At 30.2% G+C, this 26,826-nt stretch carries 27 protein-coding genes; 21 read left to right on the top strand and 6 right to left on the bottom strand.

The features are described from left to right. Positions 1-58 precede the first annotated feature (58 nt). The 3 genes from typA to FOC48_RS10105 all read left to right on the top strand — a co-directional run bounded on the left by typA (position 59) and on the right by FOC48_RS10105 (position 3,886). A complete protein-coding gene (gene typA / locus FOC48_RS05070) occupies positions 59-1,903 on the top strand; it encodes a translational GTPase TypA (RefSeq protein ID WP_003146896.1) in 1,845 nt (614 codons plus the stop codon). Between the two features lie 252 nt (positions 1,904-2,155). Further along, positions 2,156-2,497, top strand: coding sequence for a sulfurtransferase-like selenium metabolism protein YedF (yedF, locus tag FOC48_RS05065; protein ID WP_003146895.1), 342 nt, complete (start codon positions 2,156-2,158; stop codon positions 2,495-2,497). 195 nt (positions 2,498-2,692) lie between these two features. Next, positions 2,693-3,886 carry a cobalamin-independent methionine synthase II family protein gene (locus FOC48_RS10105; RefSeq protein ID WP_263639684.1) on the top strand — a complete coding sequence of 398 codons (1,194 nt, stop codon included), beginning with the start codon at positions 2,693-2,695 and terminating at the stop codon, positions 3,884-3,886. A 49-nt stretch (positions 3,887-3,935) separates the two neighbouring features. On the opposite strand, the gene FOC48_RS05050 is transcribed toward FOC48_RS10105, so the two are convergent. The 3 genes from FOC48_RS05050 to FOC48_RS05040 are packed head-to-tail and all read right to left on the bottom strand — an operon-like array spanning position 3,936 to position 4,986. Beyond that, positions 3,936-4,553 carry a DUF7489 domain-containing protein gene (locus FOC48_RS05050; protein WP_003146891.1) on the bottom strand — a complete coding sequence of 206 codons (618 nt, stop codon included), beginning with the start codon at positions 4,551-4,553 and terminating at the stop codon, positions 3,936-3,938. Positions 4,554-4,574: 21 nt separating this feature from the next. Beyond that, on the bottom strand, positions 4,575-4,781 hold the full coding sequence (locus FOC48_RS05045) for a hypothetical protein (RefSeq protein ID WP_003146890.1): 207 nt from the start codon (positions 4,779-4,781) through the stop codon (positions 4,575-4,577). A gap of 1 nt (position 4,782) precedes the next feature. Then, positions 4,783-4,986, bottom strand: a complete 204-nt coding sequence (locus tag FOC48_RS05040; protein WP_003144653.1) for a hypothetical protein — start codon at positions 4,984-4,986, stop codon at positions 4,783-4,785. Positions 4,987-5,182: 196 nt separating this feature from the next. Here FOC48_RS05040 and FOC48_RS05035 point away from each other — a divergent pair, with 196 nt between their 5' ends. The 4 genes from FOC48_RS05035 (at position 5,183) to mtrB (ending at position 7,506) form a co-directional block, all read left to right on the top strand. Continuing rightward, positions 5,183-6,193, top strand: coding sequence for an NAD(P)H-dependent glycerol-3-phosphate dehydrogenase (locus FOC48_RS05035; RefSeq protein ID WP_003146889.1), 1,011 nt, complete (start codon positions 5,183-5,185; stop codon positions 6,191-6,193). 178 nt (positions 6,194-6,371) lie between these two features. Continuing rightward, on the top strand, positions 6,372-6,644 hold the full coding sequence (locus FOC48_RS05030; RefSeq protein WP_003144688.1) for an HU family DNA-binding protein: 273 nt from the start codon (positions 6,372-6,374) through the stop codon (positions 6,642-6,644). Between the two features lie 69 nt (positions 6,645-6,713). Next, positions 6,714-7,274, top strand: a complete 561-nt coding sequence (gene folE / locus FOC48_RS05025) for a GTP cyclohydrolase I FolE (RefSeq protein WP_003146888.1) — start codon at positions 6,714-6,716, stop codon at positions 7,272-7,274. Positions 7,275-7,302: 28 nt separating this feature from the next. After that, positions 7,303-7,506 carry a trp RNA-binding attenuation protein MtrB gene (mtrB, locus tag FOC48_RS05020; RefSeq protein ID WP_003146887.1) on the top strand — a complete coding sequence of 68 codons (204 nt, stop codon included), beginning with the start codon at positions 7,303-7,305 and terminating at the stop codon, positions 7,504-7,506. A 120-nt stretch (positions 7,507-7,626) separates the two neighbouring features. Here mtrB and FOC48_RS05015 read toward each other — a convergent pair whose 3' ends face one another. Then, positions 7,627-8,988 (bottom strand): NAD(P)/FAD-dependent oxidoreductase, encoded by a 1,362-nt coding sequence (locus tag FOC48_RS05015; protein WP_196792839.1) that lies wholly within the window; start codon positions 8,986-8,988, stop codon positions 7,627-7,629. A gap of 322 nt (positions 8,989-9,310) precedes the next feature. Here FOC48_RS05015 and FOC48_RS05005 point away from each other — a divergent pair, with 322 nt between their 5' ends. The 3 genes from FOC48_RS05005 to trxA all read left to right on the top strand — a co-directional run bounded on the left by FOC48_RS05005 (position 9,311) and on the right by trxA (position 11,625). Continuing rightward, positions 9,311-9,586 (top strand): co-chaperone GroES, encoded by a 276-nt coding sequence (locus FOC48_RS05005; RefSeq protein ID WP_003146884.1) that lies wholly within the window; start codon positions 9,311-9,313, stop codon positions 9,584-9,586. A 44-nt stretch (positions 9,587-9,630) separates the two neighbouring features. Further along, a complete protein-coding gene (groL, locus tag FOC48_RS05000; protein ID WP_003146883.1) occupies positions 9,631-11,235 on the top strand; it encodes a chaperonin GroEL in 1,605 nt (534 codons plus the stop codon). A gap of 84 nt (positions 11,236-11,319) precedes the next feature. Continuing rightward, entirely contained in the window at positions 11,320-11,625 is a 306-nt protein-coding gene (gene trxA / locus FOC48_RS04995; protein WP_003146882.1) for a thioredoxin, read from the top strand. A 102-nt stretch (positions 11,626-11,727) separates the two neighbouring features. Here trxA and glnA read toward each other — a convergent pair whose 3' ends face one another. Together glnA and FOC48_RS04985 are read right to left on the bottom strand one after the other, a co-directional pair. Then, on the bottom strand, positions 11,728-13,065 hold the full coding sequence (glnA, locus tag FOC48_RS04990; protein WP_003146881.1) for a type I glutamate--ammonia ligase: 1,338 nt from the start codon (positions 13,063-13,065) through the stop codon (positions 11,728-11,730). A 46-nt stretch (positions 13,066-13,111) separates the two neighbouring features. Further along, positions 13,112-13,495 carry a MerR family transcriptional regulator gene (locus FOC48_RS04985; RefSeq protein WP_172497878.1) on the bottom strand — a complete coding sequence of 128 codons (384 nt, stop codon included), beginning with the start codon at positions 13,493-13,495 and terminating at the stop codon, positions 13,112-13,114. Between the two features lie 448 nt (positions 13,496-13,943). On the opposite strand from FOC48_RS04985, the gene FOC48_RS04980 reads away from it, so the two are divergent. From FOC48_RS04980 to FOC48_RS04930, 11 genes are all read left to right on the top strand, one after another. Continuing rightward, complete coding sequence (locus tag FOC48_RS04980; protein ID WP_231291944.1) at positions 13,944-15,575, top strand: putative polysaccharide biosynthesis protein; 1,632 nt, start codon at positions 13,944-13,946, stop codon at positions 15,573-15,575. Continuing rightward, positions 15,575-16,282, top strand: coding sequence for a pseudouridine synthase (locus FOC48_RS04975; RefSeq protein WP_003146877.1), 708 nt, complete (start codon positions 15,575-15,577; stop codon positions 16,280-16,282). The genes FOC48_RS04980 and FOC48_RS04975 overlap by 1 nt, the downstream gene beginning before the upstream one ends. Before the next feature lie 14 nt (positions 16,283-16,296). Beyond that, on the top strand, positions 16,297-17,694 hold the full coding sequence (gene pepV, locus FOC48_RS04970) for a dipeptidase PepV (protein WP_003146876.1): 1,398 nt from the start codon (positions 16,297-16,299) through the stop codon (positions 17,692-17,694). A gap of 235 nt (positions 17,695-17,929) precedes the next feature. Then, on the top strand, positions 17,930-18,706 hold the full coding sequence (locus FOC48_RS04965; protein WP_003146875.1) for a phosphotransferase family protein: 777 nt from the start codon (positions 17,930-17,932) through the stop codon (positions 18,704-18,706). Positions 18,707-18,918: 212 nt separating this feature from the next. Beyond that, positions 18,919-19,686 carry a TIGR01457 family HAD-type hydrolase gene (locus tag FOC48_RS04960; RefSeq protein WP_003146874.1) on the top strand — a complete coding sequence of 256 codons (768 nt, stop codon included), beginning with the start codon at positions 18,919-18,921 and terminating at the stop codon, positions 19,684-19,686. Between the two features lie 14 nt (positions 19,687-19,700). After that, positions 19,701-20,462: a type I methionyl aminopeptidase gene (gene map, locus FOC48_RS04955; RefSeq protein ID WP_003146873.1), complete on the top strand. Its 762-nt coding sequence runs from the start codon at positions 19,701-19,703 to the stop codon at positions 20,460-20,462. A 77-nt stretch (positions 20,463-20,539) separates the two neighbouring features. Further along, positions 20,540-22,591 carry a type I DNA topoisomerase gene (gene topA / locus FOC48_RS04950; protein ID WP_003146872.1) on the top strand — a complete coding sequence of 684 codons (2,052 nt, stop codon included), beginning with the start codon at positions 20,540-20,542 and terminating at the stop codon, positions 22,589-22,591. Positions 22,592-22,874: 283 nt separating this feature from the next. Next, positions 22,875-24,209, top strand: a complete 1,335-nt coding sequence (gene brnQ / locus FOC48_RS04945) for a branched-chain amino acid transport system II carrier protein (protein ID WP_003146871.1) — start codon at positions 22,875-22,877, stop codon at positions 24,207-24,209. A 175-nt stretch (positions 24,210-24,384) separates the two neighbouring features. Continuing rightward, a complete protein-coding gene (locus tag FOC48_RS04940) occupies positions 24,385-25,227 on the top strand; it encodes a hypothetical protein (protein WP_003146870.1) in 843 nt (280 codons plus the stop codon). Then, positions 25,227-25,988 (top strand): hypothetical protein, encoded by a 762-nt coding sequence (locus FOC48_RS04935; protein ID WP_003146869.1) that lies wholly within the window; start codon positions 25,227-25,229, stop codon positions 25,986-25,988. Before FOC48_RS04940 ends, FOC48_RS04935 begins: the two co-directional genes overlap by 1 nt. A gap of 12 nt (positions 25,989-26,000) precedes the next feature. Further along, positions 26,001-26,765 carry a TerC family protein gene (locus FOC48_RS04930; protein WP_003146867.1) on the top strand — a complete coding sequence of 255 codons (765 nt, stop codon included), beginning with the start codon at positions 26,001-26,003 and terminating at the stop codon, positions 26,763-26,765. The last annotated feature ends 61 nt before the right edge of the window (positions 26,766-26,826 follow it).

The raw sequence follows: 26,826 nt of genomic DNA, 5'->3' as shown, positions 1-26,826 counted from the left end.
ATAAAAATTATATTTAATGATTTATTATGTTTTATAAAGTAAGAACAAGGAGAAAAAAATGTCAGTACAATTAAGAGATGATGTTAGAAATATTGCGATTATCGCTCACGTTGACCACGGTAAAACAACATTGGTTGACGAATTATTAAAACAATCAGGGATTTTCCGCTCTAATGAGCACGTTGAAGAAAGAGCGATGGACTCTAACGATTTAGAAAGAGAACGTGGTATTACTATCTTAGCGAAAAATACAGCTATTGATTATAAAGGTAAGAGAATTAACATTCTAGACACACCGGGACACGCAGACTTCGGTGGAGAAGTAGAGCGTATTATGAAAATGGTAGATGGTGTTCTTTTAGTAGTTGATGCTTATGAAGGAACAATGCCTCAAACACGTTTCGTTCTTAAAAAAGCTTTAGAACAAAACTTAAAACCAATCGTTGTAGTAAACAAAATTGATAAACCTTCAGCTCGCCCAGAAGAAGTTGTGGATGAAGTAATTGATTTATTTATTGAATTAGGTGCAAACGATGAACAACTTGAATTCCCTGTTGTTTATGCATCAGCTATTAACGGAACAGCTTCTTTAGAAAGTGATCCTAATGCTCAAGAAGAAAACATGCAATGTTTATATGAAACAGTAATCGATTATGTTCCAGCACCAAAAGATAATAGTGACGAACCTCTACAATTCCAAGTAGCATTATTAGACTACAATGACTATGTTGGTCGTATTGGTATTGGACGTGTATTCCGTGGAAGTATGAAAGTAGGGGAATCAGTATCTCTTATGAAGCTTGACGGAACAGTTAAAAATTTCCGTGTAACTAAAATTTTCGGTTACTTTGGATTAAAACGTGAAGAAATTCAAGAAGCACATGCAGGTGATATCGTTGCAGTAAGTGGTATGGATGATATCAACGTTGGGGAAACAGTTTGTCCAACTGATCACCAAGAAGCATTACCAGTGCTTCACATTGATGAACCAACACTACAAATGACTTTCTTAGTTAATAACTCACCATTTGCTGGTAAGGAAGGTAAATTTGTTACAGCTCGTAAATTAGAAGATAGATTAATGCAACAATTAGAAACTGACGTTTCATTACGTGTTGAACCAAATACAAGTGATTCTTGGGTAGTTAGTGGACGTGGAGAACTTCACTTATCAATATTAATTGAAAATTTACGTCGTGAAGGTTACGAACTTCAAGTTTCTAAACCAGAAGTAATTATCCGTAACATCGATGGTGTTGATTGTGAACCAGTTGAGCGTGTTCAAGTTGACGTACCAGACGAAAGTGTTGGAGCAGTTATTGAGTCCTTAGGACAACGTAAAGGTGATATGGTAGACATGCAAGCTGATGGCAATGGACAAACTCGTCTTATCTTCAATGTACCAGCTCGTGGACTTATCGGATACTCTACAGAATTCATGTCTATGACTAAAGGATATGGTATTATTAACCACACATTTGATTCTTACCAACCAATGCAAAAAGGACGTGTTGGTGGACGTCGTAATGGTGTATTAGTAGCATTAGAAAATGGTCAAGCTACAGCGTACTCTATCTCAAGTTTAGAAGATCGTGGTACAGTATTTATTGAACCAGGTACTGATGTATATGGTGGTATGATTGTTGGAGAAAACAGCCGTGAAAATGACTTAACAGTTAACATCACAAAAGCTAAAGCTCAAACAAATGTACGTTCTTCAACTAAGGACCAAACTGTAACACTTAAAAAAGCTCGTATCATGACTTTAGAAGAAAGTCTTGAGTACTTAAGTGATGATGAATACTTAGAGGTAACTCCAGAGTCAATTCGTCTACGTAAAAAAGAATTAGATAAAGCGGCTCGCGAAAAAGCAGCTCGTAAAGCTAAATATTCAGAAGAATAAAATTAAAGAAACTTTCGAAGTAGGAAACTATTTCGAAAGTTTTTTTATGAAGAAAAATTATTGTATATTTATAGAAAAATTGTATTAATATATAGAGAGATAAATAAATTATTTTAATAGAATCTTTATAGTTAGAAATATAATAATTTTTCTTTATTTAATTTTGATGTAGATTAACTTTATATATAATGATATAATATGTATTAGAAATAATTCTATAAAAATATTATAAAAACTAAGGGGGACATAATTATGTCAAAAAAATATGATGTTGTTATTAAATCTACAGGAATGGGTAGTGGAGAACAAGAATTAAGTGATAACCTAATGAAAGGGTTTATCCATACTCTTGCTCAAAAAGAACACTTACCAGAGCATATTATATTTTATGGAGAAGGAGTAAAATATACTGCAAAAGGTTCTGAAGCGTTAGAAGATTTAAAAGAACTAGAATTAAGAGGAGTAAAAATACTTTCTTGTGGAATTTGTGTAGACTATTATGACTTAACTGATTACTTAAAAGTAGGTGGACTAACAACTATGTCAGAAGTAATAGATATTTTGTCAAATAGCGAACTAGTTGTTGAACCATAGTATTGTTTTAAGGGAGCGACTCAAAAATCGTGATTTTGTAGAAACAAGATTTTGTGGAGTCGCTCCTACACAGTTTATTAGATTTCAAAAAAGCTTTAATAAAGATATTTTTTAAATCAATAAACCACTGCGTCTATGAGTTTTCATATAAACTTTGTTAAATTTTAGGACTTTAGGGTGATGGAGGTATTAAGTATGGATGAAAATCTGTTTAAACCTTTTACTACATCATTAATAGGTAGTTTGCCGAGATCAAAGGAACTGTTGATGTTGAAAGAAAGTAGTATGAAAAGTGAAAAATATAGTAATGTGTATTTAGAAAAATATATTGAAGAAACAAATAAAGTAATTTCTTTTCAGAAAGATTGTGGAATAGAGGTTATTGTTAGCGGCGAATTAAATCGAGATAACTATATGAGTTACATAGGTGAAATAGTTGATGGTGTAAAATTATTAACTCTTGAAGAGTTAAAAGAATTAACAGGGAATAATGAAAATTTTCGTAAAAGTTTAGAAGAAATGGATGCTTCAGATAATAGTATGAATAGTCCAATTTGTTTTGAAAAAATAAATACCGGAGTTAGGTTAAATAAATTAGAAATAGAAGTACTAAAGAATAGTTCAATAGAACATTTCAAATGTACATTACCAAGTCCATATTTATTAACTAGATCAATGTGGTTAAAAGAAATTACAGGAAATTCTTATGAGAGTAGAAATGAACTAGGAGAAGATGTAGTAAAACTTTTACGTCATGAAATTAGAGAATTAGTAAAAGAGGGAGTAAAGATTATTCAGATAGATGAACCGATATTATCAGAAATCGTCTTTACTAATTCTAAATCAGATAATTCCTTCTACTGAGGTGCTCTATCAGAAAAAGTCAAGGTTGACAAAGAGTTAAAGTTTACAAAGAATTTATTAATTGAGGTATTAAATGAAATAAATTCTCATGAAGGTATAATGAGTATTATGCATGTTTGTAGAGGGAATTGGACAAAAGATGAAAGTGTATTACTCGAAGGAGCATATGATAAACTTGGGAAATTTTTTGATTCTCTTAAAGTAGATATGCTGGCATTAGAATTTTCAACACCTCGAGCAGGAGAAGTGGAAAAATTGTTTTATAATAATTTTCTAGATACAAAAATTATTTTAGGTTTTGGATGTATAAATCCAAGAAGTGATAGAGTTGAAACTGTTGAGGAAATTGTGAGAAATGTAGAAAAGGTTCTGGAATTCTTACCACCTGAAAATGTATGGCTAAATCCTGACTGTGGATTTGCAACATTTTCGAAGAGACCTCTAAATCCTTATCCAATAATTCGGAAAAAACTACAGAATATGGTAAAAGCTTCAAAAATATTAAGAGAAAAATATTGTAAATAAAGAAAAATTAGCCTATGAATTATAAAATTCTTAGGCTAATTTTTATGAGTTATTGATTTTTAATTTCTAAATTACCGTCTTTTAAAGAGATATTATCTCCTTCTTTAACTTTTTCATATTGTTCTTTTGTAACGGTAACGTGTTTTGTTTCACCATCTTTAGTTTTAATTTCAAGCATATAAACTGGAACTTTGGAATCTTTTACATTATCGACTAACTCTTTTTGCTTATCACTTACTTGAACATGATTGTGTGATGTAGCTGAACTGAATAATGTATACCATAGAAGTGCATTCGTTATATTACTTCCTGAAAAGAAACCGCTACTTCTGTAGTTATTATTTATGTAGTCAGTATACTGTTTTTTATAACCTTGATTATTGTAACTATTATAATCCTTATTATATGAACCACCTGAATTTTTCGTGAAGTTCTTAGTAGTGCTTGAAGTTGGTTTGCTACTAGAAGTTGAACTAGTAGGTTTAGAACTTGGTTTACTACTAGATGGTTTAGAAGAACTAGGTTTAGAACTAGATCTTGAAGCGCTTGGCCTAGCTGATGATCCTTTTGCCTCTATAAGATTAATGCTTGATGCACTTATTGTAGAAAATATTAATGTAGATGTAAGAAATAAACTTGTTATTTTTTTTAGAGTATTCTTTTTCATAGTATTATCCTTTCGCAAGAATTAATTATTTTCAGTACTACGTTTAGCGACGACAGTCCCTTCGATATTTTCTTGAGAATTTGTTTCGCTTTTTACAGTATTTTCAATATTAGTTTTGTCATCTACTTTATTATCATCGGTAGAGTTGTTGTTGAAGTAATAATATAAACCAAACCCTACAATTGTGATAGTTAATAAAGTAAGAAATATTTTTAAAAATCTAGCCATATTAGAAACCTCCTAAAACGTATCCTTTCATATCTAATGCACGTTTTAATCTATCATATTCTGATGCAGGTACTTCAATTTCTTCTCCATTTACTTGAGAAATAGTCGCATACTCATCATTTAATCCTTTCCAAATATCAACGATATTGTTTAAGTTGATTAATCCACGATTTCCATCGATTAAAGTAATTTCAAACCAATTCATAAAATTACCTCCTTATATTTATTCTGACTAAATTATAACATAATTTAAAAGAAAAAAATAGTATAGCAGTTAGTGGATGCTATTTTAGTTGAATTTTTTGGTTAAGATAAAATGATGCTTATAAGTAAAATTAATGTATATTTTAAAAAAATTTGATATAATTATAGTTAGAATAATGCATAGTGAGGACAGAACGATGAAAATATCTGTGATAGGTTCAGGAAGTTGGGGAACAGCTTTATCTCAAGCTGTTGTTGATAATGGGCATGAACTATTATTGTATTCAAGAAGTGAGAAATCGCGTGATGAAATTAATATCCATCACACAAATAGTAGATATTTAAAAAATGCTATTTTACCTAAGGAAGTTGTTGCTACTAGTAATTTAAAAGAAGCAGTAGAATTTGCAGAGGTAATTGTAATAGCAGTACCTACTAAAGTAATGAGAGAAGTATCAAGGGAAATTAATAAATACTTAGATCGACCAAAATATATAATCCATGTATCCAAAGGATTGGAGATGGATACTAACAAGAGGATGTCAGAGGTTATATCTGATGAAATTGATAAAGATAAACTTAAAGGTGTTGGAGTTCTTAGTGGCCCATCTCATGCAGAAGAGTTAATTTTAAGAAATCCTACTGTAGTAGCAATAGCTTCTGAAAATGATGAACTAAATAAGATAGCACAGGAGATTTTCCACAATAAATATTTTAGAATTTATGTCAACAAGGATATTGTAGGAGTAGAAGTTGGTGGAGCACTTAAAAATATTATTGCTCTTGGATGTGGGATTATTGATGGAATGGCATACGGTGATAATGCTAAAGCAGCGTTACTTACACGTGGATTAATAGAAATAACTAGATTAGGTAAAAAATTAGGTGCCGATGAAATGACTTTCTTAGGGCTTGGAGGAATAGGTGATTTAGTAGTAACATGTACATCTAAGCACTCAAGAAACTATAACTGCGGTTATTTAATTGGTCAGGGTTATACATTAGATCAAGCAATAGAAAAGTTAGACATGGTGGCAGAGGGTGTTAGAACAACGAAAGTATGTTATTTCTTATCTAAGAAGTTTGATGTATATATGCCAATCACTGAAAATATATATAAAGTTCTATATGAAGGACTTAGTATAAAAGACTGTGTTAACAACCTTATGAATAAAATGGCTGCAGAAGAATTAAATAAATTTGAATAAAGAAGTTTACATATTAATAGAAAGATAAAATAATTTGAAAATTACTAATTAAAATATAGAAAAAATGCTAAAAAATGCTAAATTTATATAATAAAACCTTGATTATTAGCGATTTATGTGGTAATATTTAATAAGTGAAACGGGAGAACCGTTACTCAATAATGGAGGTAAAGAATTAATGAATAAATCAGAATTAATTTCAAAAGTTGCTGAGAAATCAGGACTACAAAAAAAACAAGCAACTGCTGCTATCGAAGCATTCGTAGAAACAGTTGAAGAAACTTTAGCTAAAGGTGAAAAAATCCAAATTATCGGATTTGGTAACTTTGAAGTTAGAGAAAGAGCTGCTCGTAAAGGACGCAACCCTCAAACTAACGAAGTTATCGAAATCGCTGCAAGCAAAGTTCCTGCTTTCAAAGCTGGTAAAGCTCTTAAAGACGCAGTTAAATAATAACAATTTAATTCAAAAAGAGGAGTTACTACTTAGTAGCTCTTTTTTTTATAAAAATGGAGGATAGTTTTGAAAAATAAAGAACAATCACAAGAACTTATAAAAACATTATTAGAAAATATTGGGGAAGATACATCAAGACCAGGATTACTAGATACACCAAAAAGATGTGTGAAAATGTATGAAGAGTTATTATCAAAAACGAATGTAGATCCAAAAGAAGAAATTAATACATTTTTTGAATCAGATAATGATGAACCTATATTAGTAAAAGACATTCAGTTTTATTCATTATGTGAACATCATATGTTACCATTTTATGGTGTGTGTCACATCGCATATGTTCCAAATAATAAAAAAATAACAGGTCTTAGTAAATTAGCTCGTCTTGTAGAAAGTGCTAGTCGTAGACTGCAAATTCAAGAAGATATGACATTGATGCTTGTAAATGCAATAGAAGAACAACTACAACCAAAAGGTGTGTATGTAATTATTGAAGCTGAACATATGTGTATGGCTATGCGAGGAATCAAGAAAATTGGATCAAAAACAGTGACTAGTAAAAAAACTGGTATTTTCTTAGAAGATACGGAATTAGTTAAAGATATTCAATATAAAATTAAGTTATAAGAATAACTGATAATATAAGGAGTAGATTATGAAAGAGAGTAGTTATATTATTATTAGAGCTGAAGTCGATAATGTAAAAGTTATTACGAAAAAGACAAATAATGAAGAAGCTTTAGAAATATTAAATAAGGGAGAAGTTATTATTTTAAACATTTTTGATAATATCGTAAACTTTAAAGTACAAGGAAGAGCGAGAATTGTATCAAATTTAGATCAGGTAATTTCAGAATAAATCATAAACCTACACAGTCCAAAAGGAGCTTGTGTAGGTTTTTTTGTAAAAATATAGTGAAACTATTGTTTGGAATAAAAAAAGTTCGCAGAAATTTTCCTGCGAACTTCTTTATTTTTACTAAAATAGTAATTTATCTGCTCCACCAAGTTTGTAGTCAAGAGCAGCCATAGCAAGTACGTTAATAAAGTGCCATGGACGGTCAAATTCTGGTTGGAAGAATATATCAGCAAGTGCTAATTGTTCTAATGTCCAGTCTGATGCGATAGCTATTGATAAAGCTGCGATAGCACTAGAAACGTCGTGTTTAGACATGAATTGAGCTCCTAGAACTCTGTGAGTATCTTCATCATAGTAAATTTTCATGTGAACTAGATTGTTTTCTTTTCTCATGAAGTCAGGGTAGATTCTTTCTTCTACATATTTAGAAGCTACTTTACCGTCATATAGACCTACACCGTTTTGAGATAGTCCAGTACTTACAAATTTGTAATCAAAGAATGATAATGCAGAAGTACCGTTTACTGCAGGCATTTTAGTTTTAGTACCCATAGCGTTTAATGCAGCTACAACACCTTGACGACGAGCTAATGTAGCAAGAGCTATTGGTAATTCTCCACGAGTTGGAGCGTATGGAAGTAAAGTAGAGTCTCCTCCAGCGTATACATCTTTAGCAGATGTTTCTAAGTATTCGTTAGTAACAACAAAACCACGTTCTGTCATTTCTAATTCTCCATTTAACCATGAAGCATCTGGACGAACACCAACAGAAACGATCACTGTATCTGCTTCGTATTCACCTTGATCAGTTACTACAGAAGTAACTTTTCCATTTTCACCTTTGAATGAAAGAACTTTTTCTCCACCACGAACTTTAAGGTTGTGTTTAGCACCTTCTTCTGTAAGGATGTCAGTTAGTTCTTGGTCTAAGTATGTGTTTAAGATTCTTGGTGCAAAGTCAACGATTGTTACATCGATACCGTATTTTGCATAAGATTCTGCAACTTCAAGACCGATGTATCCACCACCTACAACAACAGCTTTTTTACTGTTTTGCATGCAATCGTATACTGCTTGAGTGTCTTCTGGTCCACGGAAAGTGTGGATATTTTCTAATTCAATTCCTTCGAATGGAGGTTTAATTGCAGCTCCACCAGGACTTAATAATAATTTATCGTAACTTTGTTTTTCTTCACCAGCTGGTGTTTTAACAACAACATATTTCTCTTTTGAGTTTAATCCTACAACGTCGCTGTTACAGTGGATGTTAATACCTTGAGAACGGTAAGATTCCTCTGTAGCAAAGTGTAGTTCAGATAATGTTTTAGATGTCCCATCTAAATAAGATTGGCTACCTCAACCCATAAATGAAGCCCCTGCGCCTCTTTCGTACAAGTGAATTTCAGCATTAGGCTCGTTTTTTAAAATAGTTTGAACAGCTTCGTAACCGAAGTGAGATGTTCCAACAACTACATATTTCATATATTTTCCTCCTAAATTAATATTAAAATTTTCCCGTATAATTTCTATTGTATTATTATACAAATAGTATTATAACACATAACACCAAAATATAAAAATAATATACTTTGAAAAAATGATGAGAATGCTTTTGTTACCGTTTTACTTCTATAAAAAATATGTTTTAATTTATAAGCAATTTTGTTAAATATTTATTTTGAAATTAAGTTGAATATTATTATATATTACCTATTGGAATTTATGATTTGACTTTTTTTGACTTTTGTTTTATTATATATTTCAGAAGGTATATAGAATAAAAATTTTAAAAGAGGTTATTAATATGATTAAACCATTATTTGATAATGTATTATTAAAAAAAGTAGAAGAAGAAAAAGCAACGACTAGCGGAATAGTATTAGCTTCAAAAGAAGAGACTTCAAATATTGCAGTAGTTGTTGCTTTAGGAGAAAGTTGTTTATTATCTAAGGACAATGAAGGTGAACTGACTGCTGGAAGTAAAGTTGTATTTTCAGATAACTATAAAAAGGTAAATTTTAAAAACGAAGAGTACTTCTTAGTTAATGAAGAAGAAGTTTTAGCTGTTATTGAAGATTAAGTTCGTATTTAAAAAAGAGATGTTTTAGTATTATAGGAGGAATCATGGTAAAGGAATTAAAATTTTCAGAAGATGCACGTCAATCGATGAAAGTTGGTGTGGATAAATTAGCGAATGCTGTAAAAATAACATTAGGACCAAAAGGGAGAAATGTTGTACTAGATAGAAAATTTGGTTCGCCATTAATAACTAATGATGGTGTATCAATTGCTAAAGAAATTGAACTGGAAGACCCTTATGAGAATATGGGAGCAAAGTTAGTAGCTGAAGTTGCAAATAAAACAAATGAAATTGCAGGAGATGGTACAACTACTGCGACAATACTTGCTCAAGCAATGATAACTGAAGGTTTAAAAAATGTTACAAGCGGAGCTAATCCAATTGGAATTAGAAAAGGTATGGAAAGAGCTGTAAAAGTAGCTGTAGAACGACTTCGTGAGATTAGTGTAACTGTGGATTCTAAAGATAAAATTGCACAAGTAGGAGCTATTTCAGCAGCTGATGAAGAAATAGGAAAATTCATCTCAGAAGCTATGGATAAAGTAGGGAATGATGGTGTTATTACTATCGAAGAATCTCAAGGTCTTGAGACAACGCTAGAAGTAGTAGAAGGGATGCAATTTGACAGAGGCTATTTATCTCCTTATATGGTAAGTGATACTGAGAAAATGATTGCTGACTTAGATAATCCTTATGTCCTTGTAACGGATAAGAAAATTAGTGCGGTTCAAGAAATTTTACCAGTACTTGAAGAAGTAGTTGCTGCCACTAAACCACTATTAATTATTGCAGATGATATTGAGCAAGAAGCTGTTGCTACACTTGTTGTAAACAAACTTCGTGGTACATTTAATGTTGTAGCTGTAAAAGCTCCAGGATTTGGTGAAAGAAGAAAAGCAATTTTAGAAGATATTGCTATTTTAACAGGTGGAACATTAATTACTGACGATTTAGGTCTTGAGCTAAAAGATGCTAATATTACAATGCTAGGTAAAGCAGCTAAGGTTAATGTTACTAAAGACAATACTGTTATTGTTGGTGGTAAAGGTGATAAAGAAAAAATTGAAAGTAGAACTCAACAAATAAAAGCACTATATGCAGAATCAAGTTCTGAATTTGATCGTGAGAAATTACAAGAAAGACTAGCGAAACTTTCAGGTGGTGTTGCAGTAATTAAAGTTGGTGCAGCAACAGAAACTGAATTAAAAGAAAGAAAACTTCGTATAGAAGATGCTTTAAATTCAACACGTGCCGCGGTAGAAGAAGGTATAGTTCCTGGTGGTGGAACAGCACTTGTTCAAGTAATATCTGAGGTTGAAAAACTAGAAGCAACTGGTGATGAACAAACAGGTATTAACATAATTAAAAAAGCTCTTGAAGCTCCAGTTCGTCAAATTGCTGAAAATGCTGGATTAGAGAGTAGTGTTATCGTGGCTAAATTGAAAGAAGTTGAAGTTGGATATGGGTTTAATGCAGCTACTGAAGAATGGGTAGATATGATCAAAGCTGGTATCGTAGACCCGACAAAAGTTACTCGTTCTGCCTTGCAAAATGCAGCGAGTGTATCAAGTTTATTCTTATCAACAGAAGCAGTAGTAGCTGATGTTTCAAAGGATGAACCTATGCAACCTCAAATGCCAATGATGTAGTAAATTATTAGTAAGACAAATAATTTGAATATTTTTTTATGATATTATAAAATAAAAACATAAGTAATAAAGGAGACGGAAACAATGAGAGAAAGTACAGATAAAGAATTTTTTGAACTATCAAAAACTGATAGTGTAAAAGTATTTGACTTTTGGGCACCATGGTGTGGTCCTTGTAAAATGTTAGCACCAGTATTAGAAGAGGTTTCTAATGAATTAACTAACATTGAATTTTATAAAGTTAATGTTGATGAAAATCAAGAAGCAGCTGGTGAATATGGAATTATGTCAATTCCTACACTATTAATTATGAAAAATGGTGAAGTATTAGAAGAAAAAACTGGATACCAACCAAAAGAAGCATTATTAGAATTATTATCAAAATACTAATAAAAAAAGAGGCTACAGGATTAATTTTCTGTGGCCTTTATTACCTTAAATATTATAAAACAGGAATAACTCGATTGCGAATTATTCCTGATTTTTTTAATATTAATAATTTTTTAAATATTGATCAATTTCCCAATCGGTAACTTGAGTTCTAAATGAATCCCATTCGATTGATTTTGCTTCTATAAAGTTATAGAAAATGTGTTCACCAAGAGCTTCTTTCATAATAGAAGATGAAGATAATTCTTTTAGGGCTGTGTATAATGTTGATGGTAATTCATCGATTCCATTAGCAATTCTTTCTTCAGGAGTCATAACATAGATATTACTTCTAACTTCTTCAGCCGGAATAAGTTTATTTTCAATACCATCTAAGCCAGCTGCTAAAATAGTAGACATAGCTAAGTATGGATTTGCTGCTGGATCTACCGATCTAACTTCAACACGAGTTGATTTACCACGAGCTGCTGGGATACGTACTAGAGGAGAACGGTTAGATGTTGACCATGCAACATAACAAGGTGCTTCGTATCCTGGTACTAGACGTTTGTATGAATTTACAGTAGGGTTACAAACAGCTGTGAAACTGCGAGCATGTTTAAGAATTCCTGCGATAAAGTGTGAAGCAACTTCACTTAAACCATTTTCACTAGTTTTATCGTAAAAGCTGTTTTCACCTTTACTAAATAATGAAACGTTACAGTGCATACCAGATCCGTTAATACCAAAGATAGGTTTTGGCATGAATGTAGCATGTAGTCCATGTTTTCTAGCGATAGTTTTAACGATTAATTTGAAAGTTTGAATATTATCACAAGCTGAAATTACATCGTCATACTTAAAGTCGATTTCATGTTGACCAGGTGCAACTTCATGGTGACTTGCTTCGATATCAAAACCAAGGCGTTCTAATTCAAGTACAATGTCACGACGAACATTTTCTCCTAAATCAACTGGAGCAAGGTCGAAATATCCACCATTATCATTTAATTCTAAACTTGGTTCACCATTCTCTTTAAGTCTGAATAAGAAGAATTCTGGTTCTGGTCCAAGATTTAAAGTATCAAAACCAAGTTTTTTCATTCTTTCAAGAGTTCGTTTTAAATTACCGCGAGGATCTCCAGCAAATGGTTTGCCATCAACTGTGTACACATCACAGATAAAACGAGCAACTTTTCCATATTCACTATCCCATGAAAATACTAAGAATGTATTTAAGTCAGGGTATAAATACATATCACTTTCTTCGATACGAACGAAACCTTCAATTGATGAACCGTCAAACATCATTTTGTTATCTAATACTTTTTCAATTTGACTAACTGGTACTTCTACGTTTTTTATAGTTCCAGTAATATCAGTAAATTGTAATCGAATGTATTTAACATTTTCTTCTTCAATTCTTTTAATAATTTCTTCTCTAGTAATAGTTTTAGCCATGTCTTCTCCTTAAAACTCTGTAAAAAATTTGTTAAAAAATCTAACATTAAAATTTATTTTTTTTTTTGTTATAAAATCTTGATAAGTCACCTCGTCCAATAGAGCGTTCCCTAGGTAATCCGTTTGGACCAGCAAATATATCGTTGTGAATAATTTGTCTGATTTGTGTAGTTTTAGCAGATACGTCTTTCTCATTTATTATTTCATCTATTGCTTTTAAACTAAAACCTTTTGTAAGTAGATCTTTTATAGTTAATAGTTTATCAATATCATTAAATGAAAAAAGCCTAGTGTTTCCTTCAGTACGTTTAGGAGTGAATAGTTTTTTTTCTTCATAATATCTTATCTGTCTAGCTGTAAGTTGCGTAATCTTAGTTACTACACTTATAGAAAAAACAGGAAGATTTTTTTGTAATTCTTTAAACCCCATAAAAGCACCTCTCAGATTAGATTTTGTGAAATAAATATTTTATATCTATTAGTATAATAACAAAATAAAATTGAAAAATAAAGTATATGTTAAAAAATCTAACATTTAAATTTTATGTTAACAGAAGAAGCATTATTATAGAGTTTTTTTAAATATATATATAAAGTGTGTTTAAAATTTTTAGAAATCGTGATAAAATAAAGCTATATAAAAAAGAAAGGATGATAGTATGGCGATATTTTTATCTGTTATAGTTTTTATTATCTCGTTTGTTCTACTTTTAGGTTCGTACATAATGCTAGTGGCAAAAAGAAAAATAAAAAAAAGACGTATGGATAAGGTATTGAAGTTGGTGGCGGCATACAGCTTAGTTAGTGCTTTAGTATTTTGCTATCAATATTTATACTTATAAGATAATATAAATTACAATTAAATATTAAGTTTGGATGTGAAAATTTTGAAAAAAGATTCCTTGTTTAAAGGGACTGCTATACTTAGCATAAGTTTAATCTTGACGAAAGTTTTGGGAGCTGTATATCTAATTCCGTTTTATCAGATTATTGGTGGAGAAGAGCAGATGGCCTTGTTCAATTATGGATATAGTTATTATGCTACTATACTGGAGGTTTCTGCAGCAGGGGTTCCTTTAGCAATTGCAAAATTAGTTGCGAAATATAATGCTTTAGGTGCTTATAGTATAAGTAGAAAAATCTATAGATTAGGTTCTTGGATTCTTGTTGTAATGGGAATAATTGGTTTTTGTATTTTATTTTTCGGTTCTGGATTTATTTCGGAACAGATATTAATTAGTAACCAACAAAAATTTACACCTCAAGAAGGAGCGTTGGTGCTTAAAAGTTTGAGTTTTGGAATACCACTTGTATTGATTTCTGCAGGTATTCGTGGACTTTTCCAAGGTCATGAGATTATGTTACCATCAGCATTAAGTCAATTTGTAGAACAAGTAGCTCGTATTGCTTTCATGTTAGGAGCAACATACTTTATCATGAGAGTTTTAGGTTATGGAGTCGTTGAAGGGAATGTTAGTGCAACTTTTGCTGCAGCAGTAGGAGCTGTGTTTTCTTTAATTACGCTATCCTTTTTTTATACTAAATATAGAAGAAGTTTAGATTTTAATACTCCAAAAGATAGTAATTCTATAGAAATTACTACTGGAGAGTTAGTAAAAGAATTTCTATCAGTTTCAATTCCGTTTATATTTATTGTTGGATTATTTCCGATTTTAAATATAATAGATCAACACAATTTTATTCATGGTATGACAAAAATAGGAAAAGCTGATATTGTTGATGGAAGGTTCTCTGCTTTACAACTTGTTAATAAAGTAGTAATGATAGCTGTAGCTATCGCGCCAGCATTTTCAAGTACATTTTTACCTTCTATTACGCGATTATTTGCCCAAGGTGATAAAGTAAGTGTAAGTACGCAGATTAATAAAGTCATATTGGCTCTTATGATGATGGTCTTACCAGCTTTGGTTGGTATGTTTGTTCTTGCTGATCCGCTATATTCTACATTTTATAGTCGAAGTCTTATAAATGCAGATTTACTTAGATTTTATTTACCACTTGCGATTTTATATTCTTTTTATAGTTTAACAAGTGTTATAATGCAAGCAATAAATAAACAAATGATAAATCTTATAACTATAGTAATTGGATTGGCGGTCAAATACATGACGATTACTCCATTTGTCGTTAATTATGAGACAAACGGTGTAATTTTATCTTCAGTAACAACTTATGTAGTTATGATTATAATTAACTTAGTAATAATAAATAGTGTTGTTAAACTTAAAGTTTTAGAATTTTTATCAAAATTAATTATTCTTTTAAGTAGTTGTTTCATTATGTTTATCGCAGTCGCTGCGGTTTATGATTCGATTGTCTCTAATTTTGTTATTGAGTCAAAAATCTCTAGTATGATATTAATTATAATATGTGCTGTTATAGGCGCTGTAGTCTACTTCTTTAGTATTACTAGAATGAAATTTGATAAGTATTTGTTTGGAAGAACAATAACCTTATCATCATTAAGAAATATGAGGAGAAGAGGATAGTGAGACTAGATAAATTTATAAGTACAACGACGACGCTAAGTAGAGCAGAAGCAAAAAAAATAATAAAAAAGGGAGTATTGATTAATAATATTCTTGTAAAATCTCCTGATTATAAGGTCGATGAATTAAGTGATCAGGTTATAGTGAATGGTGAAAGGTTAGTTTATCAAAAATATATTTATATAATGATGAATAAACCTAAAAATGTTGTATCAGCTACAGAAGATGCGGTTGAAAAAACAGTAGTTGATATTTTAGAAGAAAAAGATCGCATACATAAAGTTTTTCCTGTTGGTAGACTAGACAAGGATACTGAAGGATTAATGTTACTGACGAATGACGGTGAGCTTGCTCATAAATTAATTTCCCCAAAAAAAGATGTAGAAAAAAAATACTATGTTGAAGTATCTGGAAAATTAAAAGATGAGTATATCGAACTTGTCGAAAATGGAATTATTATAGACGGAGGATATAAGTGTAAAAGTGCTCGCTTAGAAATACTCGAATCAAATGAAGAAAAAAGTAGAGCAAGTATATTTATAACTGAAGGAAAGTTTCATCAAGTAAAAAGAATGATGAAAGCTCTAGGAACTACAGTAACATACTTAAAGAGATTGTCTATAGGATCATTAAAATTAGATGAAAATCTAAAATTAGGTGAATATAGATATTTAACAGAAAAGGAACTAAAAAATTTAAATAAATAATGGAGGGATATATTATGAATATCAATTTTAAACAAGAGGTTCAAAATCATAAGGAGGATCTATTAAAAGATTTATTCGATTTATTAAGTGTTCGTTCAATTTTAGGAACTGATGTAACTGAGGAAACACCTTTTGGTAGCGGTCCAAGAGAAGCATTAGATTTAATTCTATCATTTGGAGAACGTGATGGTTATAAAACTAAATTAGTAGAAAACAAAGCTGGTCACATTGAAGTTGGTGAAGGTGAAGAGTTATTCGGTATCCTTGGTCACGTCGATGTAGTGCCAGTAGTTGAAGCTGATTGGATTAGCCACCCGTTTAAACCAGAAGTTAGAGATGGGAAAATCTATGCACGTGGATCGTTAGATGATAAAGGACCTACAATGGCTGCTTACTATGCTGTAAAACTTTTAGATAAATTAGGTGTAAAATGGAATAAACGTGTTCGTTTAATTATCGGTAGTGATGAAGAAACAGGATTTAGATGTGTTGAATCATACTTTAAACATGAAGAACAACCTGCTTTAGGATTTACACCAGATGCTATGTTCCCATTAGTTTATGCTGAGAAAGCTCGTGTTACTTTCGATCATAAATTAATCTTTATAGATGAAGAAGGAACTTATGAATACAAACTTGTTAAATTTAATGGTGGACAAGTTCTTAATATGGTTATTGCAAGTGCAGAAGCTGAATTAGAAGGCGATGCTAGCGATATTAAAGAAAAATTTGAAAAATTCTTAGCAAATGAAAAACTAGAAGGAAAAGTTGAAGTTGGTAATACAATTAAACTTGTTCTAAAAGGTAAAGCTGCTCATGGATCAACACCACAATTTGGTATTAATGGTGCTACAAAATTAGCAGAATTTTTAAGCACATTAGGATTAGATGTTAATGGTAAAAACTTCGTTAACTATATAGTAGAAAAATTAGCAAATGATCCATTCGGTGAAAAATTAGGGATAAATTATTCTGATGATGAAATGGGTGCATCAACATACAACTATGGTATTTTAAAATATGATTTATCAGAAAAAGTTGGGGTAGTATCAACTGACTGCCGTCATCCTAAGAAATTTAATCTAGTTGAAAAACTGGAAACAATAAAAGTTGATAATGTAAATATTGAAGTAACTAGTACAAAAGAAGCGCACTACGTACCAAAAGATGATGAGTTAGTAACTACTCTAATGGATGTATATAGAAAGTATACAGGAGATATTGAAAATGATGCATTTGTACTTGGTGGTGGAACATATGCTAGATGTCTGAAAAAAGGTGTAGCATTTGGACTTCTTTTCCCAGGTAAACAAGATACAATGCACCAAGCTAATGAATTCTTAGAAATTGAAGATTTATTATTAGCAACTGCGATTTATGCAGAAGGAATTTACAAACTTTGCTGCGAATAAAAATTATATAAAAATATTTATTTGATATAATAATTTTAGAGCACAAGGTAACATAAAAAGTCAATCTCAAAGATGTTCTTATATATTTTTAATATTAAAATTAGAATATCTTTGAGATTTTTAATTTTAATTAAAAATAGCATCTTGAAAAAAATGATTAAAGAATGTAAAATATATAGTGCATTATAGTTTTTAAAATTAGAAAAAGAGATTGAAGAAAGGAGCAGTAAGAAAAATGTCTAAAGAATATTATCAAATGGGCTGGACTTTAGATGATACATATCAAGAAGATTATTTTTGTTCGAGAGATAATCAGAGATATTTTATTAAAAAAAATACTACTCCAATGATAGCAACTCTTTCAGCAGAAGGAATAGTACCTAGATTAAGATGGACTAAGCGTATAAGTAATGGAGATGTATTAATTGCTCAGGATTTTGAAAATGGTAGAACATTAAATACAGAAGACATGACTGATAGACGAATTCCTGAAATTTTAAAAAAAGTTCATGGATCTGAAAAATTAAAGAAAATAATGAAGGCTCAGGGATATACAGAGGAAACAGCTGCGAGTTCCTTATATAATTTGAAATCAATTATTGCCGATGAACTTCGTAAAAATAGTAATATAGTAAATGCACTTAATTATCTAGAGAATTCTATTCCGGTTGATGAAGTTGAGTATACGCCGTGTCATACAGATTTACATAAAGATAACTGGTTGTTATCTGATCAAGGGAAACTGTTTTTAGTTGATTGGGAACACTCAATATTATGTGATCCGGCAATCGATATTTCATTTGTACTGTATAGATATATTCCTCAAAGCGAGTGGAATGAATGGTTAGAGATATATGGGCAAGAGCCTACTTTAAAATATAGAAATAGATTGAAGTGGTATATAACGTTACAATCAGTTATTATGATAGTTTGGTATCATGAGAAAAAACAATTATCTGAAATGAACTCATGGTTAATCTTTTTAGATAGAATATTTAAAGATTTTATTTAAAGCATTAAATAGGAAAAACCTAATTAATGCTTTTATTTTTTTTATAAACGGTGTAAAATATAAAGAGTAACATAATATGTGCTAAAATGAATCAAAATTGTGATTTTATATAGCTTAAGTAATATCAATTAATAAATTTATATTTTAAGACGAAAATTATTTTAATTTGATGATTTTACTGTTATGTTAATAGAAACTTATGGAGTAATAGCATGACTATAAAAAATTATAAATTATACCTGATAGATTTAGATGGTACTATATATAATGGAGAAAAAAAAATCAGGTATGCTAAAGAATTTGTTGAATATTTAAACGAAAAGAATATAGACTATTTATTTTTAACAAATAATTCGACGAAAGAACCAAAAGATGTCGCTGAGCATCTAAAGAAATTTGCTATATACACTTCTGAAGAACATGTTTTTACTTCAAGTGATGCTACTAAAATTTATCTTGAATCTAAAGGATATAAAAACTTATATGTAATAGGAGAAGCTGGGGTAAAGAATACGCTTAGTTTATTTTGCCAAAAGGATACTGAAGAAGATGTTGAAGCAGTAGTGGTAGGTCTAGATAGAGAACTTACATATGAAAAATTAGCTATTGCTACTAAAGCTATTTTAAATGGAGCAGAACTTATTGGTACTAATCCAGATACATTATTACCTACTGCACATGGTTTTGCGCCAAGTAATGGGGGGCAAGTCAAATATTTGGAATATGCAACTTCTACGCTGGCTACAATTATAGGTAAACCTAGTAATATTATTATGGAATCTGCCATTAAATTATTCAATTATAGAAAAGATGAAATAGTAATGGTAGGTGATAATTATGATACAGACATTATGTCAGGTATAAATAGCGGAATAGATACAATTCATGTTCAAACAGGTGTGACAAGCTTCGAAGAATTGAAAGAAAAAGAGAAAAAACCAACGTATTCAATAGAAAACTTATATCAATTGATTAAATAGCGAGGAGAATATAAATGATTATAAAAACTGAAGAACAATTACAGAAAATGAAAGAAATAGGTTTCATCTGTGCAACAATCAGAGACGAAATGGTAAAAAAAGCAGTACCAGGAGTTTCAACAAAAGAACTTGATAATATTGCTAAAGAATTATTTGAAAAATATGGAGCAAAGTCAGCTCCAATAACTGAGTATGATTTCCCTGGATATACATGTATTTCATTAAATTATCAAGCAGCACATGGTATTCCATCAAGTACTAAAATTTTAAAAGATGGAGATCTTCTTAATATCGATGTATCAGGATGTAAAGATGGTTACTATGCAGATACTGGTATTTCTTTTGTAGTAGGTAAAGTAGATGACCCGATGAAAGAAAAAGTTTGTGAAGTTGCTAAAGAAGCATTTTACGAAGGTATTAAACATGCTGTTGCTGGAAGAAAAATTAATCAAATTGGGAAAAATGTCCACAAAAAAATTAAAGAACATAAGTTAGAAGTAATTGAAAACTTAACAGGTCACGGAATTGGAACTTCGTTACACCAAGAGCCACAACATGTTTTCAACTATTTTGACCCATGGGATAACATTATCCTAAAAGATGGTATGTGTTTGGCTGTAGAACCATTCGTATCTACAAAAGCAAAAACTGTAGGAAATTCAGATAGAGATGAATGGGAATTAGTCGCAAATGACGGTTCATATATCGCTCAATATGAACATACAATTGTTGTCCGTGAGAATCAAGAACCCTTGATTTTAACAAAAATAGACTAATTTTCATTGAAAAAAGTTGACAATTTAATAAAAATGATTTAAGATACTACTTATTAAAAAATTATGGAGAGAAGAAAATGGCAGAAAATTTAGTAATAGTCGAATCTCCTTCAAAGGCAAAAACTATTGAAAAATATCTAGGGAAAAAATACAGAGTAATATCTTCAAAAGGTCATGTAAGAGACCTACCTAAAAGTAGAATGGGAGTAGAAGTACTAGATAATGGGAGTGTGGATGTTGATTATATTTCTATAAGAGGAAAAGGTGATGTAATCAAATCTCTAAAAAAAGAGGCAAAAGGGAAAAAAGTTTTCCTAGCATCCGACCCTGATAGAGAAGGAGAGGCAATAGCATGGCATATTGCTCACATATTAGGATTAGATAATGATTCTGATAATAGAATAGTATTTAATGAAATAACAAAAGATGCGGTAAAGGATGCAATTAAGCATCCAAGAAAAATTAATACGGACTTAGTTCAATCACAACAGGCGAGAAGAATTCTTGATCGTCTTGTAGGGTATAATATTTCACCAGTTCTATGGAAAAAAGTTAAACCAAAGTTATCTGCTGGTCGAGTGCAAAATGCTGCATTAAAACTAATTGTAGATAGGGAAGAAGAGATACAAAAATTCGTACCTCAAGAATATTGGTCAATGCCTATAGATTTTATTAAAAATAGAAAAGTCTTAACAGCTAATTTCTATTCGTATAAAGGTGAAAAGATTAAACTTGAGAGCAAAAAAGATGTAGACAATATAAGAAAAGCTATAGTAGGTGATACATTTAAAGTAACGGATGTAGCGAAAACTAAGAAAAATAGGAATGCTCCTAATGTTTATATTACTTCTACTATGCAACAAGATGCTTCAAGAAAGATTAATTTTAAAACTCGTAAAACTATGAGTGTAGCACAAGAGTTATATGAAGGAATTAATCTTAAAAAATTGGGTGGTGTTACCGGGTTAATTACGTACATGAGAACAGACTCAACTAGAGTATCTGATGAAGCGGTAAAAATGGCTAGTGATTATATACTAAATAATTTTGGTAAAGATTATTTAGCTACATCAGTAAAATCAAGAAAATCTAGTAAGAATGTTCAAGATGCTCATGAAGGGATAAGACCAACAAACATTAATTTCACCCCAGATTCTATTAAAGAATATTTATCAAATGATCAATATAAGTTATATAAATTAATCTGGGAAAGATTCCTTGCGAGTCGTATGAGTGCTGCAGTTTATGAAACGAGTACTACTACATTTGAAAATAATGAAGTTGTATATCGCGGAGCACATTCTAAGCTTTTATTTAATGGATTCTTGGCAGTATTAAAAGAAAAAGAAAAAGTTAAATTAGCACCAGAATTTGAAGTTGGAGAAGATGCTAAGGTTAAAGAGATGAAAGAAGAGCAACACTTCACACAGCCACCAGCAAGATATTCTGAAGCAAAATTAATTGCTGAACTTGAAGAATTAGGTGTAGGTCGTCCATCAACTTATGCAACAATAGTGGATACTCTACAAAAAAGATATTATGCTAAGTTGCAAAATAAAGTATTTACTCCAACAGAATTAGGAACATTAGTAAGTAAAATTACCGAACAGTATTTCCCTGATATTATTAATACAAAATTTACTGCAAATCTTGAAAGTCAGCTAGATGATATTGCAGAAGGTAAAGTTGGATGGGAAAAAACAATTTATAATTTCTACAGTGGTTTTAGAAAAGATGTAGAAAAAGCGGAATCAGAAATGGAAAAAGTTGAAATTAAACAAGAATTCACTGGTGAATCTTGTCCAGAATGTTCATCTCCACTTGTATTCAAGTTAGGTAAATTTGGTAAATTCATAGCTTGTTCTAATTTCCCTGATTGTAGATATACAAATACAATTCAGAAAAAAGTAGGGGTAAAATGTCCAAAATGTAAGAAACATGATATATTAGAAAAGAAATCTAAAAAAGGTAAACTTTTCTATGGATGTGAAGGATTCCCAACTTGTGATTTTGTATCATGGGATAAGCCGATAAATAGAAATTGTCCTAAGTGTGATAATATTCTATTTGAAGGTAAAAAAGGTGTTCATTGTGATCACTGTGATTACAAAGAAGAAATTAAAAAATAAAAATAATAATAAAGATTTGATAATTTGTTTAATTGTCAAATCTTTTTAATTTTTAATTATTGATAGATAATAATTTATTAGTATTAAAATAGCGTCTTCAAACACCATAAATTAATCGAGAAAACGATTAACTTATGTTATTTAAGGGGTTAATTATCTGAAAATTTAAAGCATTTATCCAACAAAAAATGAAATATTTTTAAAAATCTATTGACAAATATTAATAAATATATTATTGTATATAACATACTTTGAAAAACAAAAATTATTTGGAGGAGATGACATGTTAAAATTTTTAAAGAAAAATCCATATATATCAATCGGACTTATGTTATTTGCACTGTTCTTTGGTGCTGGTAATTTAATTTTCCCAGCATTCCTAGGACAAAACGCTGGAACTAATTTATCTACAGCGATGATAGGATTTATTATTATGGGAGTGGGATTACCACTTTTAGGAGTTATTGTAATGGGGTACTCAGGAGCTGAGGACTTATTAGATTTATCTAGTAGAGCAGGTAAAGGTTTCGGTATTGCTTTTACGACTTTATTATACTTAACAATCGGGCCTTTCTTTGCAATTCCTAGAACAGGAACTACAACTTACGAATTAGGATTATCAAGCTTTGTAGCGCCTGAAAATACTACAATTGCTCAAGCTATTTTCTTAGCTTTATTCATGGGATTAACATTATGGTTAGCTATTAGCCCAAATAAACTAGTAGATAGAATTGGTACAGTAATTACACCAGTTTTACTACTTTCAATGGTTGTGTTAATTATTGCATCATTAGTTAAACCTATGGGTGTAGCTCAAGAACCTACTAAAACATATGCTACTACTTCATTAGCATTTACAAATGGTTTAATGGAAGGATACAATACTATGGATGCATTGGCATCATTAGTATTTGGTATTATCGTTATTAACTCTGTAAAACTATACGGAGCTAAAACTAAGAAAGAAGTGTTTAACAACACAGCAAAATCAGCAATTATTGCAGCTGTATTACTAGCTTTAGTTTATGTATTCATTTCAAATATTGGAGCTACATCTGTTTCAGTATTAGGATTACAAAAAACAGGTGCAGGAGTATTAACTGGAGCAACAACGTATTACTTCGGTAATGTTGGTAAATTATTATTATTCGTTATTGTATTCTTAGCTTGTCTAACAACAAGTGTAGGATTAGTAACAGCTTGTTCTTCATATTTCGTAAGATTATATGATAAAGTTAGCTATAAAACTTATGCTATTGCACTTACTTTATTCTCATTTGCAGTAGGTAACTATGGATTAGCTGCAATCATTCAAGGAGCAGTACCAGTACTAGTTTTATTATACCCATTAACAATGGTATTAATCCTATTAGGATTCTTAAATAATTTCTTCGGTGGAAAGAGAGTTGTTTATGTAACTACAGTATTATTTACAGGATTATTTAGTTTATATACAACTGTAATTTCAACATTTAAATTAGCAGTACCAGCTGTTGATAATTTATTAGCAAAAGTTAAATTCTTACCAGTACCTGCAGATTTTGCATGGTTAGACTTTGCATTAATCGGTTTTGTACTAGGTATCGTTTTAACTTTCTTTGTAAAAGAAAATAAATAATTAATTAAAAGATGATAGGAGTTTAATCTTCTATCATCTTTTAATTTTTTTGACTATTGTTTTGACAATGAGATAAAGCAATGGTATTATAGTAAGATGTAATCTTATATTTTTAAGGAAAAAAAGATATAGAAAAAGAGTAATAAAATTTTGTTATTTTTATATAGGAGAAGCAATGGTTTTAGAATTTAGAGAATATAAAAAGAAAATAAAAAAAGATACCATCTTAGAGTTAGATTTACAGGTGGATACAGGTGAAATATTAACTATTATTAATAATAAATCAGAGGATTTAGAACTTCTAAAAGATTCTTTTAGAAAAAGAACGAAGTATAAAGGGGAGATTCTTTTCGATAATGAAGATGTTAGTAAGCAAAAACTATTATTCACTAAGGATTTCGGATTTTATAATGATTTAACATTAATAAAAAATTTAAAGGTAGCATTAGATTTATACAATGTAAAATTTTCAATTGATGATTTAGAAAATGATTTAGAATCTTTAAATCTTAAATCAAGTTCTAAGTATAAGGAATTACTTCCAAATGAAGTTAATAAATTTCATACACTATTTTCAATACTCGTAGATCAAAATGTTCTTATTATTGATAATACTGATAAAGATTTAACTTCTGAAGATATGGAAGTTATAAGTGACTTTATTTTGGATAAATCAAATAATGCCAATGTAATTATTTTAGATACTATGTTAAATAGATATAACAGTATTGCAGATAAGGTTCTAGTTATTACTGATGGAATTAAATCATATTTTGGTAATCTTGAAGATTTATTAATCTTAAAACAACTTACTGCTATTAATATTTCTGACAACGAAAAACTAGATGATATACTATCTGGATATCAGTATACTATATATCATGATAATGAAATAGTAGTAAGAGAAGAGGTTCTTGAAGAAGTAGTTTATAACCTATTAAAAAATAATATTGAAGTATATCAAATTCGTAACTTAGGTGAGAAAATTAAATTGTATGAGGGCGAGGCTGATTTATAATGTTTTTTAGGATTGAATTTGGTAAGTTATTTAGAAGAAAATTTAATTATCTATTCGCATTAATTTTAATTTTATTAAATTTAGGTATAGTTTTTAAATTAGATTCTTTATCATTATTTTATGATAAGTCTTTGGTGGATATTATTTTTAATATTGTATTAAAAATAGATTTAGTGGTAATATTATTTATTATGGGATTGAATTACATCTTTTCGTATAGAGAAGATTATATTTCAAAGGTAAATGTTTTTCTTGAGATTCATAAAAAGAAAAGTGTCCGAGATTTTTCTTCAATCTTAGCTAATTTAATTTACTTTTTAGTTTATTATGTAATAATAGTATCAAGTTTATTAGCTTTATTATTTGTTCGTAAGAATAGTTTATTTAGTGAAATAAAATCGATTATGATGAATGTAAATACTGTAGGAGCGTTCGCAACAATGTTAATATTGTTGTTATTGTTCGTAAATATTATATTCTTATTATCGTTAACATTATTCAATAATACTAATTTAGCTATTTCTGTTTCTCTTTTATACTTTTTAGGTGGAGAGGTAATTGCTAAGATGATTAAAACAAGGCTTAACTTTGCAAGTGAAAGAATAGATAATAGTGTGCTTACTATTTTTACTAAATCATTTAATAATTTGAATCAACATATTACATTTAACCTTACTACTTTTTTACCTTTAGTGTTAAATTTTGTTGGATTAGTAATAGTTATTTATATAGTAAGATTAATAAAAAAAATATTCGGATAGAAGGAGATTTAAATGGATACACAGATATTAATTCAGTATGTAATAGTGTTGCTTAGTTTGATACTATTAGAAGGATTATTGTCAGCAGATAATGCTATTGTACTAGCTGTTATGGTTAGACATCTTCCTCCTAAGGATCAAAAACATGCTTTAATGTATGGTCTTGCAGGAGCATTAATTTTTAGAATAATTGCAATTTTCCTAATTACAATTTTAGCACAGTATTGGGAAATACAGGTACTAGGTGGACTATATCTTATATATATGGCTGGTACGCATATCAAGGAATTTTTTGATAAACAGAAACAAAAAAATTCTGAAGAGGAAGTAAAAGCGCCGAAAAAACAAGGTGGTTTCTGGGCAACAGTTATAAAAGTAGAATTAACAGATATAGCTTTTGCTATCGATTCAATTTTAGCAGCTGTAGCAATTGCGATTACATTACCGCATATCTCAGAGACATCAATCGGAGGGATTAACCTTGGACAATTTTCTGTTATGGTGATCGGTGGTTTTGTTGGGGTTATAATAATGCGTTATGCTGCTAATATTTTTATTAGAGTATTAGAAACTAAACCTGGTTTAGAAATCGCAGCTTTCTTAATAGTTGGCTGGGTAGGTATTAAACTATTTGTTATAGCAGCTGCCCATGAAAAATTAGGATTAATACCACACGATTTTCCTCATTCAACACTTTGGACTGTCATTTTCTGGGTTGTATTACTTGGATTATTAGTATGGGGAGTATTAGTATCTAAAAGATTTGAAAATAAATAATAAATAGAAAAAAGAGATGATATAGTTATTATCTCTTTTTTTTTGTGTTCACTTAGACTTC

Source organism: Gemella haemolysans (assembly GCF_012273215.1).
In the GTDB taxonomy this organism is placed as follows: domain Bacteria; phylum Bacillota; class Bacilli; order Staphylococcales; family Gemellaceae; genus Gemella; species Gemella haemolysans_A.
This window is presented reverse-complemented; position numbering and strand designations above follow the sequence as displayed.

What these genes read in the sequence shown, in the direction of transcription:
- typA (WP_003146896.1), top strand. Translation starts at nt 59, where the DNA reads ATGTCAGTACAATTAAGAGATGATGTTAGAAATATTGCGATTATCGCT.
- yedF (WP_003146895.1), top strand. Translation starts at nt 2,156, where the DNA reads ATGTCAAAAAAATATGATGTTGTTATTAAATCTACAGGAATGGGTAGT.
- FOC48_RS05050 (WP_003146891.1), bottom strand. Translation starts at nt 4,553, where the DNA reads ATGAAAAAGAATACTCTAAAAAAAATAACAAGTTTATTTCTTACATCT.
- FOC48_RS05045 (WP_003146890.1), bottom strand. Translation starts at nt 4,781, where the DNA reads ATGGCTAGATTTTTAAAAATATTTCTTACTTTATTAACTATCACAATT.
- FOC48_RS05040 (WP_003144653.1), bottom strand. Translation starts at nt 4,986, where the DNA reads ATGAATTGGTTTGAAATTACTTTAATCGATGGAAATCGTGGATTAATC.
- FOC48_RS05035 (WP_003146889.1), top strand. Translation starts at nt 5,183, where the DNA reads ATGAAAATATCTGTGATAGGTTCAGGAAGTTGGGGAACAGCTTTATCT.
- FOC48_RS05030 (WP_003144688.1), top strand. Translation starts at nt 6,372, where the DNA reads ATGAATAAATCAGAATTAATTTCAAAAGTTGCTGAGAAATCAGGACTA.
- mtrB (WP_003146887.1), top strand. Translation starts at nt 7,303, where the DNA reads ATGAAAGAGAGTAGTTATATTATTATTAGAGCTGAAGTCGATAATGTA.
- FOC48_RS05005 (WP_003146884.1), top strand. Translation starts at nt 9,311, where the DNA reads ATGATTAAACCATTATTTGATAATGTATTATTAAAAAAAGTAGAAGAA.
- groL (WP_003146883.1), top strand. Translation starts at nt 9,631, where the DNA reads ATGGTAAAGGAATTAAAATTTTCAGAAGATGCACGTCAATCGATGAAA.
- trxA (WP_003146882.1), top strand. Translation starts at nt 11,320, where the DNA reads ATGAGAGAAAGTACAGATAAAGAATTTTTTGAACTATCAAAAACTGAT.
- glnA (WP_003146881.1), bottom strand. Translation starts at nt 13,065, where the DNA reads ATGGCTAAAACTATTACTAGAGAAGAAATTATTAAAAGAATTGAAGAA.
- FOC48_RS04985 (WP_172497878.1), bottom strand. Translation starts at nt 13,495, where the DNA reads ATGGGGTTTAAAGAATTACAAAAAAATCTTCCTGTTTTTTCTATAAGT.
- pepV (WP_003146876.1), top strand. Translation starts at nt 16,297, where the DNA reads ATGAATATCAATTTTAAACAAGAGGTTCAAAATCATAAGGAGGATCTA.
- FOC48_RS04965 (WP_003146875.1), top strand. Translation starts at nt 17,930, where the DNA reads ATGTCTAAAGAATATTATCAAATGGGCTGGACTTTAGATGATACATAT.
- FOC48_RS04960 (WP_003146874.1), top strand. Translation starts at nt 18,919, where the DNA reads ATGACTATAAAAAATTATAAATTATACCTGATAGATTTAGATGGTACT.
- map (WP_003146873.1), top strand. Translation starts at nt 19,701, where the DNA reads ATGATTATAAAAACTGAAGAACAATTACAGAAAATGAAAGAAATAGGT.
- topA (WP_003146872.1), top strand. Translation starts at nt 20,540, where the DNA reads ATGGCAGAAAATTTAGTAATAGTCGAATCTCCTTCAAAGGCAAAAACT.
- brnQ (WP_003146871.1), top strand. Translation starts at nt 22,875, where the DNA reads ATGTTAAAATTTTTAAAGAAAAATCCATATATATCAATCGGACTTATG.
- FOC48_RS04940 (WP_003146870.1), top strand. Translation starts at nt 24,385, where the DNA reads ATGGTTTTAGAATTTAGAGAATATAAAAAGAAAATAAAAAAAGATACC.
- FOC48_RS04935 (WP_003146869.1), top strand. Translation starts at nt 25,227, where the DNA reads ATGTTTTTTAGGATTGAATTTGGTAAGTTATTTAGAAGAAAATTTAAT.
- FOC48_RS04930 (WP_003146867.1), top strand. Translation starts at nt 26,001, where the DNA reads ATGGATACACAGATATTAATTCAGTATGTAATAGTGTTGCTTAGTTTG.